The 17,560-nt window shown below is 33.7% G+C and carries 14 protein-coding genes; 2 read left to right on the top strand and 12 right to left on the bottom strand.

Features of this window, described 5'->3' with window-relative positions; genetic code table 11:
* Positions 1-89: 89 nt before the first annotated feature.
* A complete protein-coding gene (locus Q0975_RS02710; RefSeq protein ID WP_299432708.1) occupies positions 90-1,685 on the bottom strand; it encodes a vitamin K epoxide reductase family protein in 1,596 nt (531 codons plus the stop codon).
* 468 nt (positions 1,686-2,153) lie between these two features.
* Here Q0975_RS02710 and Q0975_RS02705 point away from each other — a divergent pair, with 468 nt between their 5' ends.
* Positions 2,154-2,957 carry a DNA/RNA non-specific endonuclease gene (locus Q0975_RS02705; RefSeq protein ID WP_299432705.1) on the top strand — a complete coding sequence of 268 codons (804 nt, stop codon included), beginning with the start codon at positions 2,154-2,156 and terminating at the stop codon, positions 2,955-2,957.
* Positions 2,958-3,054: 97 nt separating this feature from the next.
* On the opposite strand, the gene rodA is transcribed toward Q0975_RS02705, so the two are convergent.
* The 6 genes from rodA to purH all read right to left on the bottom strand — a co-directional run bounded on the left by rodA (position 3,055) and on the right by purH (position 10,240).
* Entirely contained in the window at positions 3,055-4,308 is a 1,254-nt protein-coding gene (rodA, locus tag Q0975_RS02700; RefSeq protein ID WP_299432702.1) for a rod shape-determining protein RodA, read from the bottom strand.
* Entirely contained in the window at positions 4,308-6,176 is a 1,869-nt protein-coding gene (gene mrdA / locus Q0975_RS02695) for a penicillin-binding protein 2 (RefSeq protein WP_299432700.1), read from the bottom strand. The genes rodA and mrdA overlap by 1 nt, the downstream gene beginning before the upstream one ends.
* A complete protein-coding gene (locus tag Q0975_RS02690) occupies positions 6,173-6,679 on the bottom strand; it encodes a rod shape-determining protein MreD (RefSeq protein WP_299432697.1) in 507 nt (168 codons plus the stop codon). The genes mrdA and Q0975_RS02690 overlap by 4 nt, the downstream gene beginning before the upstream one ends.
* Positions 6,672-7,496: a rod shape-determining protein MreC gene (mreC, locus tag Q0975_RS02685; RefSeq protein WP_299432695.1), complete on the bottom strand. Its 825-nt coding sequence runs from the start codon at positions 7,494-7,496 to the stop codon at positions 6,672-6,674. The genes Q0975_RS02690 and mreC overlap by 8 nt, the downstream gene beginning before the upstream one ends.
* 139 nt (positions 7,497-7,635) lie before the next feature.
* On the bottom strand, positions 7,636-8,664 hold the full coding sequence (locus Q0975_RS02680; RefSeq protein WP_118459234.1) for a rod shape-determining protein: 1,029 nt from the start codon (positions 8,662-8,664) through the stop codon (positions 7,636-7,638).
* Between the two features lie 43 nt (positions 8,665-8,707).
* Positions 8,708-10,240, bottom strand: coding sequence for a bifunctional phosphoribosylaminoimidazolecarboxamide formyltransferase/IMP cyclohydrolase (gene purH / locus Q0975_RS02675; RefSeq protein WP_299432692.1), 1,533 nt, complete (start codon positions 10,238-10,240; stop codon positions 8,708-8,710).
* A 139-nt stretch (positions 10,241-10,379) separates the two neighbouring features.
* Between purH and Q0975_RS02670 the strand changes: the two genes are divergently transcribed.
* On the top strand, positions 10,380-11,633 hold the full coding sequence (locus Q0975_RS02670; RefSeq protein WP_299432689.1) for an ABC transporter permease: 1,254 nt from the start codon (positions 10,380-10,382) through the stop codon (positions 11,631-11,633).
* 342 nt (positions 11,634-11,975) lie between these two features.
* Here the strand turns inward: Q0975_RS02670 and Q0975_RS02665 are convergent, their stop codons facing one another.
* The 5 genes from Q0975_RS02665 to Q0975_RS02645 form a co-directional block, all read right to left on the bottom strand.
* The gene (locus Q0975_RS02665; RefSeq protein WP_299432686.1) at positions 11,976-14,231 is read right to left on the bottom strand and encodes an Ig-like domain-containing protein; all 2,256 of its coding nucleotides are present in this window, start codon (positions 14,229-14,231) and stop codon (positions 11,976-11,978) included.
* 125 nt (positions 14,232-14,356) lie between these two features.
* Entirely contained in the window at positions 14,357-14,947 is a 591-nt protein-coding gene (locus Q0975_RS02660) for a tail fiber protein (RefSeq protein ID WP_299432683.1), read from the bottom strand.
* Positions 14,948-14,983: 36 nt separating this feature from the next.
* The gene (locus Q0975_RS02655; RefSeq protein ID WP_299432680.1) at positions 14,984-15,574 is read right to left on the bottom strand and encodes a tail fiber protein; all 591 of its coding nucleotides are present in this window, start codon (positions 15,572-15,574) and stop codon (positions 14,984-14,986) included.
* Between the two features lie 49 nt (positions 15,575-15,623).
* Complete coding sequence (locus Q0975_RS02650) at positions 15,624-16,583, bottom strand: formyltransferase family protein (RefSeq protein WP_299432677.1); 960 nt, start codon at positions 16,581-16,583, stop codon at positions 15,624-15,626.
* 150 nt (positions 16,584-16,733) lie between these two features.
* Complete coding sequence (locus Q0975_RS02645) at positions 16,734-17,318, bottom strand: hypothetical protein (protein WP_299432675.1); 585 nt, start codon at positions 17,316-17,318, stop codon at positions 16,734-16,736.
* Positions 17,319-17,560: the final 242 nt, after the last annotated feature.

Raw genomic sequence — 17,560 nt, 5'->3', positions numbered from 1 at the left:
CAATAGCTTTTCTAAAAAAAAAAAGAAAAGTTTCATTTCTGATTCTAAAAAGAATCCTTTTTTACAATTAGGTTTAAGTGTTTTTTTGGTTAAACACCTACGGGTTTTTGTTCTACATCATAATTGGGTTCTTGTTGGTTTTCTATCATCATACTGGTAAAGTGAAAGAATTCATCATAACTATATTTTTTAGGATATATAGATGTGTTCATAAGTGAGGCTGGAGTGTAAAATAAATTATTTTTTTCTGCCCATTCAGATTGATTTTTAAGCGTTTTAATATGATTCTCACTGTTTTTTGGAGCGCCGTATTTTTTTATCCAAACACTAAAGGTTCTATCTGTAAACCATTCACTATAAGCAGTAATAAAACTATCAGATCCATTGGTATGGTATATTTCCATTAAACGCAAACTAATTTGGGTAGCTTGATTATCAAGATCGTCTAATGATACCTTTAGTCGTATAATGATCTGGAGTTGTTCACTCATTGTCCGTAGTACTCGCACATAAGCCTCAAAAGCTCCTTTGCAATAACCGCACATTGGGTTGGTTAAACTAATAATTTTAAATTTAGAATTAGGGTTGCCTAAGACAACCTCATTAGTAATTGAAGCGTTGTCCTCTATTTTTTCAGATATACTTAGTAAATGATCGAATATCTGTCTATCTCTTTTAAAATGGTTCAATTTGATATTTTCACTTTTGTAATCTTTATTTTCTACCATATTTTCTTTAACATACATATATGCTAATAGAGTGAGCGCCGATACCATAACGAAAGTAGCAATTGATACGAGCGTAAAGATAAAAGGAAGGCTAAGTAAAGCTACTACGATAAGACCAATAGATATGGCACTAATAGCAATACAGATTGCGCACCATTTCTTTATAACAAATGCCTGAGAATATATTGAATATGCAATAAAGGGAATTCCGATAAGTGTAGGTAATAATAAGGTGCTATTAAAACCATAAAATAATTGAAATATCGTTAGAATACCAAAAAAGGTAATACTGGCATCTGCTAATGAGAAATTCTTAAGTAATTTGCCTGTGTTGTTATTAATAACATCTCCACAATTAGAATTTCCAACTGAAGTACAAAATTGGTGCATTGTATTCGACTGAATGCCTAAACTTTCTCTAACCGCAAAAAGACTGAAAACAACTCCAGAAATCGATAAGATTAGAAATAATATTTGATATAAATCAAAGGGTCTAAATATGAGTGCTGTAATACCACTTACTAGTAATGCCCCAAATAGAATATTCTGAATAAGAGATTCTTTTGAGAAAAGAGCACTAGTTCCTGTATTATGCTCTACAGCTATAACCTTTGGAATCCATATTTTTTTAAATTCTTCATACGTAAACTTAGTGTTCTCTAGATCCGTATGTTTTAGCTGAATACTTCCGTTTTTGTTAATAACAGAAACAATCTCTTCGGCATTATCTTTTTGTACTAATGAAACAAAGCTTTTAGGAAGTTGGTCTAAAGCTTCTGCAGGAACTTCTACAGCAATATTATCTATGTTAAAATAATCCAGTGTATCGGTAATTGATTGAAAACTTGGATAATTGGGATGTATCTGTAGTTGTAATTCTAAATCTTTTTTGTCGTAGTTGCTAATCCTATTTTGAATCAAAACAGTTTCAACAATTTTTTCAATGTTATTTTTCATGTATCCTTTAAGATGATTTTGTTTTCGCGTGCTTAACTTCTGATAAAGATACTTAAAAAGTTGATCGCCCCATATCAACTTATATGATGATTTTTCTCTGTACGAGAGATTTTAAAAAATTATCTTTCAAAATTTAAAGCCATCTAAAATAGATATTTTAAAACGCATACTCGACGAGGATTCTACATAAAATAAAAATGGAATAACCGTAATTTTAAAGTTTGTTTATGTTAATTTTTTAGTTCAAGCACCTGAAATTCAGGTTTTTGAGTATTTTGAAAACACTCGTAAAATTGAACTTCTAATTTATGTTAAAGTTTGTTTGTAAATACTGTTTTCATACCTGAAGAAGGAATTAGTGATGTTTTTATTGTTGATTGAAATCTAATAAACCAACTAGCATTAGAGTGTTATTTGATTTTGATACTTTTGTAGCCATTTTAGGATAATTACAAAAAAGATATAGATTTGAATAGAAAGTATATATACCCATTGTTAGTTCTCATTGTTACTATTGGTTTTTATTACATCGAAAAACATATAGATACACTAGATAAGAAAGATACTACTGAGAGTGTCGATAAGAATAAGGAACTTAGCTTTTTCTATCTTCCTACATCCACAACCGGAATTATTATATCTCATAATAACTATTCTTTATCTTATTCAGAAAAACACGAACAACCAGAGTGGGTAGCCTATGAACTGAAAACCGAACATTTATCTAAAAATGAATTCAAGAGACCCTTTTTTGAAGTAGATGACAAAGTAAGATCATCTTCCGCGGATTGGAGGAATTATAAAAAATCAGGATATGATAAAGGCCATTTATGTCCTGCAGGTGATAGAAGGTTTACCTATGATGCTTATGAAGAAACATTTCTAACATCAAATATATCTCCACAGAATCATGATTTTAATGCTGGTATTTGGAATCGTTTAGAACAGAAAACCAGATACTGGGCGAGTAAATATAATGGAGTTTATGTGGTTACTGGAGGAATTCTGAAAGGGAACCTTAAGACAATTGGCTATGAAGCAGTTTCTGTACCGAACTACTTTTATAAAATTATTTTGGATAACAGTTCTAAGTATCCAAAAATGATTGCTTTTGTGATTCCTAATGAAAGTACTGGTAAACCACTTGACGACTTTATAGTTGCCGCAGATAGTATTGAAAAACTGACGGGAATTGATTTTTTTCCGAACCTACAGGATGAAATAGAAAATAAACTTGAAGCTTCTTCTAGTAAAAGTGGTTGGAAATTTTAATTCCTCATATGTGGTTTTATTCGTTGTAAGTTATTTTAAAAAAAAAAGGTTTTTAAGAAATTTTACTAGTGAGTTTGTTCTAGGTCGTTTACTTTGTTTACCATTCATTCACTCTATTAGAATCGAGCTTAATAAAAATAAAGAGTAGTAATGTGAACCCCCATAAACCAGAGCCTCCATAACTAAAAAACGGAAGCGGAATCCCAACCGTAGGAAGTAAACCTGTTACCATCCCAACGTTTACTACAAAATGAACAAATAATATACCTACTACACTATATCCATAAACTCTACTAAATTGTGATTTCTGCCGCTCTGCTAAATACAATAATCGTATAAGTAGTCCGATAAAGAGTATTACAACTGTTGTTGCACCTAAAAACCCCCATTCTTCTCCTACTGTACTAAAAATATAATCGGTATGTTGTTCGGGTACAAAGCCTCCTTTGGTTTGTGTGCCTTCTTTCCATCCTTTTCCAGTCCATCCACCACTACCTATAGCAATTTGACTTTGATTTGTGTTATAACCAATACCTTTTGAGTCAACCTCTTTCCCTAAAACAATATTAAAACGATCTCTATGTCTTTGTTCGAAAACATTATTGAAAATATAGTTTACAGAAAAACAAAACCCTGTAATTACGATAAGTGTTAGTAAATATCTTGAGTATCTTGGTTTGTGCTTCCTGTTTTTAATCAAAATCATTAGCATAATTATTCCAATACCTAGTACTACCCATAAAGGGGTAAATAATAAGGTTAGTATGAATAATGTCCCGGCAGAAGCACCGATAATCAAATAGGTGGCTGCTAGGCCTTCTCTATAGAGTGGAAAGAAAAAAGCTGCATATACTAATGCGCTTCCAGGATCCGGTTGAGGTATAATAATCAATGCAGGTAATGCTATAATTAGGAAGGCTCTTAATTGGTGATTGATCAGATTAATATTCGTTTGCATATCGCTTAAGAATTTAGCCAGAGCTAATGCAGTAGCAGCTTTTGCAAATTCTGATGGTTGCAATCCTACAGGTCCGAAAGCATACCATGAAGTAGCACCGTTAACATTCTTTCCGAATAAAAACAGCCCTAGAAGTGACGCAATGGATATAACGAAAATTAAACCGGCAAATCGCTCATAAAATTTAGTTTCGATAGCTTGTGTAATAATTATGATTATAACACTTAGAGCAATCCAGTATAATTGTTTTACGTAAGGTCGAGAAAAATCAGTCAAAGAGAAAACTTCATCACCATAAGAGGCAGAATATATATTGCCCCATCCAAAACCTATTAATAATAAAAATAGAAGTACAGTCAACCAATCTATGGCTACAATAGTTGATCTAGCCATTATTGGTTAATTTTAAAAGGTTCACCGCTATAAGGTTTTGCATATTCTTCTTCAAGGCTATGGGTTAGTACCCAATCTTCAAGATCGGTTCTTGATATGGATCCTTTTATATGTTGTTCTATCATTAAACTAGCTATCTTACCTGCATATCTAGATCCCCAGTATCCATTTTCAATAAAAACAGCAATAGCAATTTTTGGATCATCTTTAGGAGCAAATGCAATGAAAACAGAATGATCAGTTAATTGCATGCGTTCTCCATTTACCTTTGTGTAATTTTCTGCAGTACCAGTTTTTCCACAAATATCTATTCCTTCGATTTGTAAAGATTTTGCAGTTCCTTGGGTGTATACTTGATGCAATCCTTCAATTATCGGTTCAAAATGTTCTTTATTGATTGTGGTATATTTCGGCTTAGTGAAGTTTTCTATGTTTATAGGTTGTCCATCAATAGCTTTGATAATATGAGGAGTGTAAAAATATCCTCGATTAGCAATGGCAGCGGTCATATTGGCTAATTGGATCGGTGTTGCTAAAACTGCTCCCTGTCCAATAGCATTAGATATTGTTGCTGTAGCATACCATTTATATGTAGGGTACTTGTATTGTTTGTTATAGAATTTAGAATTAGGGATTAATCCTTTGCTACCACTGGATAAATCATTACCTAAGTAATTTCCTAAGCCAAAGCTTTCTACATGTTTTTTCCAGTTATCAATACCTTCCTGAGGAGTGTCATATTTGTTAATACTTCTTAGATACACATTCGCAAAATATGCATTACAGGATTGTGCAATTCCTGGTATCATGCTTAGAGGGCTTCTATGGGAGTGGCACCCAAGTTTGGCTTTTTTTCCATACCGGAATCCATGATTACAAGAGAAACTTTCTTTAGTGTCTACAATTCCTTCCTGTAACCCAATCAATGCGGTAATTGCTTTAAACGGGGATCCTGGTGGATATTCACCTTTTACACCTCGATCAAATAATGGTTTGGAAATAGAATCATAGTGTAGTCTTGTGTAATTGGGAGATCTTTTTCGCCCTACTAATAATTCTGGTTTGTAACTTGGAGCAGTGATTAAAGTAAGGATTTCTCCGGTAGAAGGATCTAATGCTACAATACCACCACGTTTATTCTCCATTAGTTTTTGCCCATATGACTGTAGTTCTTCATCAATAGTAATGGTTAGATCTTTTCCATTAACAGGGAGTGTGTCATATTTGCGGTTTTTATATGGACCAATATCTCGGTTAAATCTATCTTTTTGAATACGTTTAATACCTTTTAATCCTCTAAGTTCGTTTTCATATTGTTTTTCAACACCTTGCATTCCGATAAGGTCTCCAGATAGGTAGTACGGATCTTTTTTAATTAATCCATCATTTACTTCTGCAATATATCCTAATACATTTGATGCACTTTCTGTATGATAATCTCTTAGCGAACGTTTTTGGATATAAAACCCATCAAACTTGCGCATTTTTTCTTGTAAATAAGCATATTCATCCTTCGTTAACTGAGGGATAACTACGGATGGAACACGAGGAGAGTATACCCTGGCTTTATGCAACTGATTTACTAGTTTTTCCTTGGAGATTTTAAGTATAGAACAAAATTCTAAGGTGTCAAAAGGTTTTAATTCTCTTGGAATTACCATAACATCATAAGAAGGTTGATTAGTTACCAAAAGTTTACCATTCCTGTCATAAATAGCCCCACGTTGCGGGTAATCATATAATACTTTGATAGCATTATCTTCTGACAAAGCTGCAAAAGATGTGTTGTAAATTTGCAAATAAAATAGCCTGGCAATAAATACAATACCAGTAGTAATAATTATAAGATACAGTAATAATTTTCTCATGAATCCTTCCTTCTAAATAATACCAAAACAAGCATAATGACTATGATTGAGAATAGACTAGAAAATAACGTTTTTTTGGCAATTAATAGTGTGTGAGAAAAGTTAAATCTTTCTAATGAAAAAAGTATAATATGATGTATAAATACTATAAGAGTAACATAGGCCAATCGCTCTCCAAAACCAACTTTACTTAGTTTAACCGTTTGGAATTCATAACTCAATCCGAAAACTGACCTTAGTACTACTGGTCGGAGGTAGGTTATAACGATACAAGCGGTAGCATGTACACCTCCAGAATCACCAAACATATCCACAGTTAACCCAAGAATAAAGCTAAGAAAAAGAAACAAACTTTTATTTATATTAATAGGAGCTAACAGAATGAAAATAATATAAATATATGGGTTAAGGTATCCTAGAAAGTTAATGTTATTAAGGATGAATACCTGAACCAAAATCAGAATCATAAATCTTCCTATATATAAAAGAACATTATTATTCATCTGTTTTTAGGTTTTCTAAGGATTTAATCTCAGTAGCATCATTGCTTTTTATAGCGTATGTAAAACCAATATTGGTCATGTCATTGAATAATAATACATCAATTAAGAAATAGCTCTGATTTTCATCTAATTTATAGTTCAATATCGTTCCTATTCCTATACCACGTGGAAATATTGTAGAACGACCATTGGTAATAATAGTATCTCCTTTTTTTAGAATTGCCTGTCTCGGAACTGTTTCTAGTTGTACGATATTAGGATCTTTACCGTTCCAGACTAAAGATCCATATTGATTCGATTTTTTTAAACCAGCATTAATTCTAGAATTACTATTTAGTATAGATATAACTCGGCTATAGCCTTTAGATGTATTCTCTACAATGCCAACAATTCCCTTATCAGTAATAACTCCCATATCTGGTTCAATTCCATCTTTTTCCCCTTTATTAAGAAGAATGTAATTATCCATTTTACTGTAATCATTCTTGAATACGTTTGTTTTAATAAAGGTAAAGGGTTTTTGAAATGAAGTAGTATCTATGTATGCAGCGCTAGTATCCACTGTAAACCGACTTATTTGATTGCGAAGTTGTTCGTTTTCTTTCAGCAGGCGTTCATTTTCTTTTTTAAGTCCGAAATAGTTGTTGATGGAATATCTCCATCCGTAAACACCTCCTGTTAGAAAATTAGTAGAGCTAATAAATTTACTCTTGTGATAACTATGAGATTGTATGGTTAGAAGTAAGGATATAAATAATAGTAGCAGAAATAATAGGAAGTTTTTATTCCGTATTAAAAAATTAATAATCTGCTGCATGCTTTATGGGGGTACTAAATTCTAAATAATAATTTTATGATTTTAACAATGCATCTTTAACATAATTAAAAACAATTAAATCAGCATAACGTAAAAAATAGCTTTTAGGTATATGCGTGCAATAATTTTCTGAAAACTATTATTTAATCAATACGCTTTTGTATCGATTAATGTTTTTCAGAGTAATTCCTGTTCCTCTTACTACTGCTCTTAACGGATCTTCAGCAATATAAACCGGTAAATCTGTTTTTTGAGACAATCGTTTGTCAAGCCCTCTTAACATGGATCCTCCACCTGCAAGGTAAATCCCTGTATTGTATATGTCTGCAGCAAGCTCTGGAGGAGTCTGCGATAATGTTTCCATCACAGCATCTTCAATTCTAAGAATGGATTTGTCCAAAGCTTTTGCAATTTCACGAAATGATATCTGAACTTGTTTTGGTTTTCCTGTTAGAAGATCACGACCTTGAACGTTCATTTCTTCTGGAGGTAATTCTAGATCTTCTGTCGCTGCACCGATCTGTATTTTTATTTTTTCTGCTGTACGTTCACCTACATATAAATTATGTTGTGTACGCATATAATAAATGATATCATTCGTGAAAACATCACCTGCAATTTTCACAGATTTATCACAAACAATACCTCCCAAAGCTATTACCGCAATTTCAGTAGTTCCTCCACCGATATCTACGATCATATTTCCTTTAGGTTGCATAATATCTACACCAATACCAATAGCTGCTGCCATAGGTTCGTGAATAAGATATACCTCTTTCCCATTTACACGTTCTGCACTTTCTTTTACAGCTCGCATTTCTACTTCTGTAATTCCTGATGGTATACAGATCACCATGCGTAGTGCAGGAGTGAATATTTTTTTCTTTAATGCTGGGATATCTTTGATAAACATACTTATCATTTTTTCACTAGCATCAAAATCTGCAATCACTCCATCCTTAAGAGGTCGAATGGTTTTTATGTTTTCGTGTGTTTTTCCTTGCATCATCGCAGCTTCTTTACCAGCTGCGATTATTTTTCCAGTAACGATGTCTCTGGCAACAATTGATGGACTGTCTACCACCACCTTGTCATTATGAATAACTAAGGTATTTGCAGTACCTAAATCTATAGCAATTTCTTCAGTAAAGAAGTCGAAAAATCCCATATAAAACGATAAAAAGGGTTAGAATTGAGTAAATGTACTAAAATTAATGTTTAAAATGACGTGTTCCTGTCATTACCATTGCAATTCCGTTTGCATCACAGTAATCAATGCTTAATTGATCTTTTATAGAACCACCTGGTTGTATGACAGCTTTGATACCTGCATTGTCCGCAAGTTCCACACAATCAGGGAATGGGAAGAATGCATCACTTGCCATTACCGCACCATTAAGATCAAAATTAAAAGAGGTTGCTTTTTCTATTGATTGTCTTAATGCATCAACTCTGGATGTTTGTCCGGTTCCACTAGCTAATAATTGTTTTTCTTTAGTAAATACAATAGTATTAGATTTCGTGTGTTTGCAAATTTTGGAAGCAAATAATAAATCTTCAACCTGCGCATCAGTAGGTGCTACTTTAGTAACTGTATTTAAATCTTCCTTTGCATCGGTTTTTAAATCCTTGTCTTGAACCAAAACTCCATTAAGACAAGAACGAACCTGAGTTTGTGGTAACTTAATTTCTTTTTGAATCAAAATGATTCTGTTTTTCTTTCCTTTTAGAATTTCTAAAGCTTCATCACTGTATGAAGGAGCGATAACTACTTCACAGAATAGTTTATGAATTTCTTCGGCAGTAGCAACATCAATTGCAGTATTACTAACTAGTACACCACCAAACGCAGAAGTGGGGTCACCAGCTAAAGCATCAACGTATGCTTGATGTATAGTAGCGCGTTGTGCTAAACCACAAGCATTGTTATGTTTAAGGATGGCAAATGTAGGAGCTTCTCCTTTAAATTCATTCATTAAGTTTACTGCTGCATCTACATCCAGAAGGTTGTTATATGATAACTCCTTACCGTGTAGCTTATCAAACATCGCGTCAAAATCTCCAAAGAAAAATCCTTTTTGGTGTGGATTTTCTCCATAACGCAATGTTTTTCCTTCAGTTTCACTAATTTTAAGAGAAGCAATTTCATGATTACTATTAAAATAGTTAAAAATAGCACTGTCATAATGTGAAGAAACATTAAAAGCTTTTGCAGCAAATCGTTTACGATCTTCTTGAGAAATACTACCATTACCTTCTGAGATAATTTTTAAAAACTCTGCATAGTCATCCACAGAAGCAACACAGGTTACATCGACGAAATTTTTAGCAGCGGCTCTAATTAAAGAAATTCCTCCGATATCAATTTTTTCAATAATATCTTGTTCAGGAGCTCCAGAAGCAACCGTTTTTTCAAAAGGATATAAATCAACAATTACAATGTCAATTTGCGGGATTTCATATTGTTCAAGTTCTGCAACATCACTATCGTTGTTTTGACGATTTAGGATTCCACCAAACACTTTTGGGTGCAACGTTTTTACTCTTCCACCAAGAATAGAAGGATATGAAGTAACATCCTCTACTGGAATGACATCAACTCCTTGATCTTTTATGAATTTTTCAGTACCACCAGTAGAATAAATGGTAATACCAAGTGCGTCTAATTTTTTTACGATAGGTGCTAAACCATCTTTACTGAATACAGAAATTAATGCAGATTTAGCGGTTTTTGTGTTGCTCATGACAATTTTTAGTTAGTAAAACGCAAAAATAGCAATTTAGTTACCAATTAGACAACCCATTATCAGTAATTGTTTTAGATATTTTGTAACAAAATTGCAAGGAAAACGTCCTATCTTTATATTGTTCAAAAAATAGCACATGCTTATCTATCTTAGAGTACTTAAAGAGAGTTTTAATTTTGCGATTAATGCTCTTAGAAACAATAAATTAAGAACCTTCCTTTCTTTGTTAGGGGTTACAATTGGTATTTTCTCAATTATTGGGGTTCTTGCAGCTGTCGATTCTTTAGAGAAAGAAATAAAAGGGAGTATAAGTTCTTTGGATAATAGTACCATATATTTTACCAGAATTTCTTTTGGTCCTACGGATGTTCCAGATTGGAAAAGAGAACAATTCCCAGATGTAACTTTTGAAGAATACCAATACGTAAAAAAGACTATGCCAGATCTGAAAGCTGCCAGTTTTTTATTGAATGTGGGCCAGGAAACGATAAAATATAATGATAAAAGTATTAGTAATGTGGATATGGTACCAGTTACTAATGATTATTATGATATTGAAGAATTACAAGTAGTTCAAGGAAGGTTTTATAATGAACAGGAATCCGTAGGTGGAGCTCCAGTGATTGTTATTGGAGACGAAATAGCGAATAGCTTATTCGGAGCAGGTGATCCTATTGGTAAAAAAATTCGTGTTTATGGCAGAAAATTTACTGTAATTGGTGTTTTAAAGAAAGAGGGTAGTGGTCTTTTTGGAGGTTCTAAGGATACTGCTGCAATACTGCCAGTTAACCTTGTTAGAAGAATCTATGGAGATAATAATAAGTTTACATTTCCTATGATTATTATTAAGCCAGAAACAGGAAGTGATGTGCCCGAATTTGTGGCTACCTTAACCCAAAAAGTGCGATCATATAGAGGTTTGAAACCTGATGAAATTGACAATTTTTTTGTAAATCAATTACAAGGATTTACTGATTTTATTGATAATATTACGGGTACTATGTCTCGAATAGGAGGATTCATCGGTATGTTTTCTCTTTTGGTAGGAGGTTTTGGTATTGCTAATATCATGTTTGTAAGTGTAAAAGAAAGAACAAACCTTATAGGAATTCAAAAAGCATTAGGAGCTAAAAGGAAGTTTATCTTACTTCAGTTTTTATTTGAAGCTGTGATTTTAGCCATATTTGGAGGGTTAATTGGTTTAATTTTAGTGTGGTTAATTTCTAAAGGAGCCTCATCTATGACAGGAGATTTTGAATTTATATTATCTACTTCTAATATGTTTTGGGGAATGTTTTGGTCTACATTAATAGGATTAATAGCGGGTATTTTTCCAGCTTGGATGGCAGCTAGACTAGATCCGGTAGAAGCTATACGATCCGGAATGTAAAATAAAATTTAGGTTATACAAACCTGGATAGTAAGTAAATATTCATACCTAAGGCAATTAGTATAATTACTAGTACGGCTACGGGAATTATTTTCATCATTGTATTTCTTTTTTTATTTGGGGTCATTATAACTGTTATCATAATGTAAAGATACTAGGAATGAGAGGTTAACGAAATAGGTAGAAATACTTGATTATTTTAATAGGTCTTTATTACACCCTTTATGTTCTTTATTTCCGAATATAGAGCTATTTAAAAAGAGCATTTTAATCTTAAATTTTAGACATAAAAAAGCCGAGGTTTTTGCCTCGGCTTTTTAAATATGATATTAAAAAATAATTTTATTGTTTGATAATTCTTTTTGTAGTGCTACCACCTGTTTCAGAATGAATAGTCATCAAGTACATTCCTGATCCTGTTGCAGAAATATCAATCGTATTTGTATTACTGTTTGCATCCAGTTTCTGAGAAAGAACTAATCTACCTTGTATGTCGAAAATATCAGCACGTTTTAAGGCTAAACTAGTTTCTCCGGATATGTTAATTGTATTGTAAGATGGCATTGGATAGATAGTAAGGCTATTTGCCAATATTTCATCATCGATATTTAATAAATTATCATAAGTGATACTAAACTGAGAAGCAGCAGTGTTTCCGTTTCCTGAAGCATCAACTGCTACATTAGCACTAATATCTACAGTAACCGCTCCAGCAGCCATAGGAGTAATATCTACTGTATAGGTGGTTCCTGATCCAGAAAAATTACCTGGAGCTCCATTGCTTACGATTATTTCATTCATCATAAAATCTGTAACATCTTCAGAAAAAGTAATGGTTACTGGAATAGGATTGGATCCAGTTGGTCCAGGACTTTCTGTAGAGGTAATAGCTACGGTTGGTCGTGAAGTTTCCTTTGTTCTAACGTCAACAGCAGATACACTTTCAATATTACCGAGAGCGTCAGTAAGAGTAACTATTAATGTAATTAGTCCATCATTTAATCCACTTAGGTTAATTCCAGTAATTTGATCTGTAGCAGTAGCAATGATTCCTGATCCAGTTACATCAGTTCCACCACCATCACTTTCAAACAAATAATTATAAGTAGCTCCAACTTCAGCAGCACCAAAAGTAAAATCAATTCCTGTTTCGTTTGTTACATTTATAATGGCCTGATCAATGCTAACAGTAAATCCGGTTGGACCAGTATTATCTATTACAAATGTATTATCGTTTGTTCCTGTTGGAGTTGTATTCGTAAGTACATTTCCAGCATCATCACTAATATTTTGTCCGCCAGCAAATCCTAAAGTAACAGTTCCATTTAAGGTTGCAAGATCACCTCCAGAAGTTGTCACTCTATAGGTGTTTCCGCTTGGATTAGTAACAGTCGTAATTGCTGCTGTAGTCCCAGAAACTGTAAAATCCGAAATGTCTACATTGCTAACATCTACATCAAAGGTTACATCCCAAGCCAAAGCATCTGCATTGGTAGGACTTGTCATTGGTGTTTGACGAACAATGCTAGTTATGCCTGGTCCTATATTATCAACTAAGAAGTTTTCAGGAAAAGGATCTATTGGTGTTGTATTAGTTAACGTATTTCCAGCAGTGTCTTCTATATCTTGATTATTTACAAATCCTAAAGTAACGGTTCCGTTAAAGCTAGCTAAGTCTCCTCCAGAAATGGTTACTCCCCATACGTTACTCCCTAAATCTACAACATTAGTAATTGTAGCTGTTGTTGTGCTACCAATAGAAAAATCTGCGGTATTGACATTCACTACGGTTTCTGTAAACTCCACGGCAAACACTAACACATCTGCATTAGTTGGTGATGTAGTAGGAGTTTGTCTTGTGATGGATTGTACCTGTGGATCAGTTGTGTCTGGAGGGGTTAAATATGTACACCCAGGTGCTTGATAGTTTTCACTATTAGTACCATTAATAAAATTACTTCCTGTAGCTAGAGCTGTTCTTAATAAAGCTATCGTAGCAAATGGAGCGCCATTGTTACAGTCAAATTGGAAATTGTCATCAGCACCATGTGCAGTGGTGAAATCCTCTGCAGTTGCGCCATCAGTTAATCCTGCAGGAATACCTGATGTAGTACCCGTGGTAGCATTTGCAACCCAACCAGCACTTCCAGTATTTACGGCCCATATAAAATTAGTAACTTCAGTTCCATTGTTTGGAATGCCTGTACCAGTGTAAGCAATAATTACATCACCAGTGCTAGAAGGACTATAAGTGCCATTCTCTGTCGCGGTACCTATCGTTGCAGACGGAGCTGTCTTTGGTGTAGTAATTTGGATTTCAGTTCCAGCAGAGGCTGTGCCAGTATAGGTCCAGGTAATAGTTCCTTCATCTATATTACCCCAGTTTCCATTGGTTTCATTCCATCCATTTTCAGTAAAATAAACAGTAGTTGTGCCAGATATATCAGTTAATAATATAAAGCTAAACTCATCATTACTATCAGTGTTACAAGAGGTAATTGCTAAATCACCGATACCTAGGTCAGTAGCGTTAGTTTGGTGAATCCCCAAAGAAAAGAGTATTACTAAAAATAAAAGCTTTAAGTCAAAATGTTTCATAAAATGCTTTTTAATTAAACTTAATAATTAATTAGATATTTTTTTGTATAATTAAAATATCAGTAAAGATTTTATAAAGGTATCAAAATCTTTACTGATATCAATAAAAATGTAATTATAGTAACTTAGCTCCTTGAAGGAAAAACTCCTTGAAGACATATTATGTAATATGTTGATAGCCAGGGTTGCATATTATTTACTGATTGATTGCCACCTGTTAATCCGACATTAATAGTACCTCCTAATGGAGCTGCAAACGGCTTTAGTGAGGCATCAGCAGGTTGATTACTGTATGTCTTTACTTCTGCACCATTACCGTCTTCTGAGGTTGCTAAAGTAGCGTTTGATGGATCAGCTACATCAGCTGCATCGGCTAATACAGGTATGGATACAGCTGCTGCTGCGTTTGCATTAAATCCTGCTGCATGAGTATGAGCAGGTAGTTGATTGATATTTAAGATGTTATATTCTGTTCCGCTACGTGCACCTTGTTTTCGAGTGCTTAAGCCTGGACCGGTTCCTGGTCCAATTGGTACGCGACCTCTTAGATCTGGTAATGCAAAGGTTGTTCTTCCATCACCTCCATAAATAGTGCCTACTAATGAGAATAAAGCTTGATTAGAATTGATTGGTAATAACTGCCCTTCGCAAAATGCCCAATTCCTTGGTGCAAAGTTGCCTGCAAATATTCTTATTTCTGCTATAGTTCCTTCCATAATGGTATGTTGTTTTATGTTAAAATATTTTATTTTCTAGCTTCTAGAAGGGAAAACTCCTTGTAAACAAATTATGTAATAAGTGGATAACCAAGGTTGCATGTTTTGAAAAGGTTGACTTCCCCCCGTTTGACCAACATCCACACTTCCTGCTAAAGGAGCAGTAAATGGTTGTAAAGTTGCATCAGCAGATCCATTACTATAGGTTTTTACTTCTGCACCATTTCCATCCTCCGAAGTCGCTAGCGTAGCGTTTGATGGATCGGCAACATCTGCAGCATCAGCCAATACAGGTATAGATACATTGGCAGCAGAATTAGGACCAAATCCTGCAACGTGATTGTGAGAAGGCATGTTCAGTATCGTTAATGTATTAGTTTCGGTACCACCACGCTGTCCTAATTTTCTAGTGGATAATCCAGGTCCATGACCTGGTCCAATTGGCACACGTCCTCTAAGGTCTGGTAATGCAAAAGAGGTTCTCCCATCTCCGCCATAAGTAGTTCCTAAAATTGAGAATAATGCGGTGTTCTGCGAAATCGCTAATAATTGTCCTTCACAAAATGCCCAAGCTCTTGGTGCAAAATTGCCTCCAAACATGCGAACTTCTCCTATTGTTCCTTCCATATTGAATTGATTTAAGATTAATAATTAGTTATTTAGTATTCACAGTCTTTTATACGACCGTTTGTTGTTTTCTTTGCAAACCTGTGGTAAAACAATGCCCTTGTCTTACGCCTAGATGCACATATTTTGTTCCTGATAATATACCCGCATCGGAACTAATGGTGTTTATTTTTAATATTTTTCCATATTTACAGTTCACATATAATCCTTCTTGTGGATGTGCATGTATGATCTCACCAGCAGTTTTCCCTAATAAAGGTGGACTGTCTACAGGTGCTACTTCTATAATCCTAATAGGAGACCCTTGGTAGTAGGTTGTTGCTCCACCATATTTTGGGTTGCATGCATTAACCAATTGTTCTATTACATCAGCGGTTTGAGTTTCCCAGTATATGGTGGTATCTTTTTCGGTAGGTTTATGAAGGTACTTGATGTTTTTATCCGATTGTTGCTTTAGGTTTTTAGAATCTACTATTAATTCTAATGCTTTATGAGTTAACTCGCCTAGCATATAACTCATCTTAGAATTAGCCATGCCATGAGTTTCTCCCGGAATAATAGAAATAGGGTGTTCTATTAGAATTTTCCCTGTATCCCATTCTTCTTCCATTTGATGAATAGTAATAGCAGTTTGCTTTTTTCCTTCTTTTATAGACCAGAATAATGGATCTGGGCCTCTGTTTTCAGGTAGTTTTCCAAAATGGATATTTAGAAAACCATATTTAGGTACTGCCAATAACTCTTTTGGAATCTTAATAGAGAAACCACAGACTAAAACTAAATCTGGAGCTTTGTCTTCTAACCATGTTTTGAAGTCTGTACTGATATTCTGTTTGTTTATAAGAAAGGTGTCAAAGCCTTCTTTTTGGATAGAAGTATACCAGAAATTCTTTTTGGGATTAGGAATCTCTAATTCCTGAAAACATACAGCGTCTAGGCAGTTATCTTTCGACAGATAATTATAGACAGAAAGACAAACAGGAAAGCTTCCGATAAGTATTATTTTCATGAATTCATGGGTTTATAATAAACTAGAATGTCGTCTAGTTTCTTTGATTAAACTATATAGAATAATTTTTCCAATATCCCTATTTACCAAAACTAAACAGAGTGCTGAAATAAATCAATACGTATAACTACCTGAATTTTAATGAAAGAGTTAGCTGATTACTGCTACCTGTCTTTTAGAGGAACCTTTTAGCGTTATTATGTTTCCACTTTCATTTTTGTATGAAAACGTACTTTCTTTTCCAGAAGATTCTTTGATCACTTCATTTGGCGAAATAAAATTAAGAGTATCCAAATTTAATTCGTGAGCCTCAGAACTTTTACTAAAGTTCTCAATCAAAGAATTAAACGCCATAGCCGTGGGTTCGTTTAAAATATGATGTTTGTAGTTTCCGTTATGCTTTATTAGCAGAGCAAGTTCTTTAGAATTGAATCCAATTAATGGATTTTTACTTAATGGAATGGCATAGCAGTGATCACTTAATTTAACAACTTCAGAATTGTCATAGCTGTACCCTTTTTCATCTAATTTTTGTAATAAAACTTGATGAGCTTTAATTACATTATCTGGTAAAAAGGATATCGATAGATGTTTAATTTGATCAGATATTTTGCTAAATCCTTTTCCTAAGGAGGAAACGGAAATAGTATTGTTGTTAGCAAAAACTGAAGTAGGCGTTAATGATAATGCGCCAGCAGTTAGTGTTCCTGACACTAGAAAATTTCTTCGATTCATAAAAAGGGTATGTAAAGTTCTACAATAGGCTGATTTGGTTTCTAAGAGCTGGTATTAAAATCTTAATGTTTCCTTAAAATTACATAATTTTTTTAACATTTATGGTTTGTTAATCGTTTTTTTATTGTAAAAACGTAATGTAAAGCATTGATTTTCAGTGTAAATTCCCCGATCTATTCTATGTCAGAATACTGTATTGTTAAGGTTGGAACTTTTGGAAGGAATACTAATGGTAATAAGAA

The organism is uncultured Aquimarina sp. (assembly GCF_947500065.1).
In the GTDB taxonomy this organism is placed as follows: Bacteria; Bacteroidota; Bacteroidia; order Flavobacteriales; family Flavobacteriaceae; genus Aquimarina.
This window is presented reverse-complemented; position numbering and strand designations above follow the sequence as displayed.

Coding starts and splice junctions, on each gene's coding strand:
- Q0975_RS02650 (WP_299432677.1), bottom strand. CDS start 16,583: ATGAAAATAATACTTATCGGAAGCTTTCCTGTTTGTCTTTCTGTCTAT.
- mreC (WP_299432695.1), bottom strand. CDS start 7,496: ATGCAGCAGATTATTAATTTTTTAATACGGAATAAAAACTTCCTATTA.
- Q0975_RS02690 (WP_299432697.1), bottom strand. CDS start 6,679: ATGAATAATAATGTTCTTTTATATATAGGAAGATTTATGATTCTGATT.
- Q0975_RS02660 (WP_299432683.1), bottom strand. CDS start 14,947: ATGGAAGGAACTATAGCAGAAATAAGAATATTTGCAGGCAACTTTGCA.
- Q0975_RS02645 (WP_299432675.1), bottom strand. CDS start 17,318: ATGAATCGAAGAAATTTTCTAGTGTCAGGAACACTAACTGCTGGCGCA.
- mrdA (WP_299432700.1), bottom strand. CDS start 6,176: ATGAGAAAATTATTACTGTATCTTATAATTATTACTACTGGTATTGTA.
- Q0975_RS02670 (WP_299432689.1), top strand. CDS start 10,380: ATGCTTATCTATCTTAGAGTACTTAAAGAGAGTTTTAATTTTGCGATT.
- rodA (WP_299432702.1), bottom strand. CDS start 4,308: ATGGCTAGATCAACTATTGTAGCCATAGATTGGTTGACTGTACTTCTA.
- purH (WP_299432692.1), bottom strand. CDS start 10,240: ATGAGCAACACAAAAACCGCTAAATCTGCATTAATTTCTGTATTCAGT.
- Q0975_RS02665 (WP_299432686.1), bottom strand. CDS start 14,231: ATGAAACATTTTGACTTAAAGCTTTTATTTTTAGTAATACTCTTTTCT.
- Q0975_RS02655 (WP_299432680.1), bottom strand. CDS start 15,574: ATGGAAGGAACAATAGGAGAAGTTCGCATGTTTGGAGGCAATTTTGCA.
- Q0975_RS02710 (WP_299432708.1), bottom strand. CDS start 1,685: ATGAAAAATAACATTGAAAAAATTGTTGAAACTGTTTTGATTCAAAAT.
- Q0975_RS02680 (WP_118459234.1), bottom strand. CDS start 8,664: ATGGGATTTTTCGACTTCTTTACTGAAGAAATTGCTATAGATTTAGGT.